A 1275-nucleotide genomic window follows, 5' to 3' on the forward strand; every position below is an offset into this window, starting at 1 on the left:
GGCCTGGGCAGCGCGAAAGGCCCGGGGGACGGGGAGTCCACCCGGGCCCTGCGAAGGGGGACGGTCAGCCGCGGACGACCTTGCCGGCCTTCAGGCACGAGGTGCACACGTTCAGGCGCTTGCGCTGGGACAGACCGATCTTGGCGTGCACGGTCTGGATGTTCGGGTTCCAGCGGCGGTTGGTACGCCGGTGGGAGTGCGAGACCGACTTGCCGAAGCCGGGTCCCTTGCCACAGACGTCGCACACGGCAGCCACGTCGAACTCCTTTGACGAATCAGGGAAGACAAATCATGCCCAGGCGGGCTGAGCAACTCGACCATAGTAACGACTGTGTGCGCGCCCGTCGCGCCCGGGTCGATACCCTGCCAGGAACCGGGGCAAGGAGGTCGGGCGAGTGCGGGCGTTGGACGGGGCAGCCGTGATGGCCTGGGCCTCGGCGTGCGTGCACAGCCTCGAGGTGCTGCGTCCCGCGATCAACGACATCAACGTCTATCCCGTCGCCGACTCCGACACCGGCTCCAATCTGCTGTACACGATGACGGCCGCGCGGGACGCCCTGCTCGACGGCGGTGCCGTGCCCGAGGCCGGGCAGGCCCTGGCCGCGCTGGCCCGCGGCGCGGTCCGGCAGGCGCGGGGCAACTCCGGGGTGATCCTCTCCCAGGTCCTGCGCGGGCTGGCCGAATCGGCCCGCGGCGCCGCCGAGGTGGAGGGTCCCGGCCTCGCCGCCGCCCTCGTCCACGCCGACCGGGTGGCCACCGAGGCGGTCGCCCGTCCGGTGGCGGGCACGATGCTGACGGTGCTGAGTGCCGTGGCGGCCGCCGTCGGGGACGGGCAGCGCGGCCTCGCCGACGTGGCGACGGTCGCCGCGAAGGCCGCGTCGACGGCCCTGGAGCAGACGCCGCAGCAGCTACCGGTGCTCGCCTCCGCCGGTGTGGTGGACGCCGGTGCCCGCGGTCTCGTCGCCGTCCTCGACGCCCTCGCCGCGGTGGTGACCGGCACCGCCGCCGAGCCGCGGCACTCGTGTGAAGCACCGCCCGCCGCGGGGGAGCCGGGTGAGCCGGCCCCGTACGCCTGGGAGGTCATGTACCTGCTGGAAGGAGTGGCCGAACCGCGGTTGCCCGCCTTCCGCCGGGTGCTCAGCGGCCTCGGTGACAGTGTCACGGTGGCGGGAGACGGCTCGGGCGGCTACGCCGTCCACGTCCACTGCGCCGACATCGGCGCCGCCATCGAAGCGGGGCTCGGGGTGGGGCGTCCCCGCGCCATCCGGGTCGAAC

Annotated in this window: 2 protein-coding genes; one reads left to right on the forward strand and one right to left on the reverse strand. The window is 73.6% G+C overall.

Annotated features, from left to right (window positions below):
- Positions 1-64: 64 nt before the first annotated feature.
- Complete coding sequence (rpmB, locus tag FNH05_RS37460; protein ID WP_112272104.1) at positions 65-256, reverse strand: 50S ribosomal protein L28; 192 nt, start codon at positions 254-256, stop codon at positions 65-67.
- 139 nt (positions 257-395) lie between these two features.
- Between rpmB and FNH05_RS37465 the strand changes: the two genes are divergently transcribed.
- Positions 396-1275, forward strand: an 880-nt coding sequence (locus FNH05_RS37465) for a DAK2 domain-containing protein (RefSeq protein WP_144593554.1), incomplete at its 3' end; no start/stop codon positions are given.

Source organism: Amycolatopsis rhizosphaerae (assembly GCF_007713715.1).
GTDB classification, from domain to species: domain Bacteria; phylum Actinomycetota; class Actinomycetes; order Mycobacteriales; family Pseudonocardiaceae; genus Amycolatopsis_E; species Amycolatopsis_E rhizosphaerae.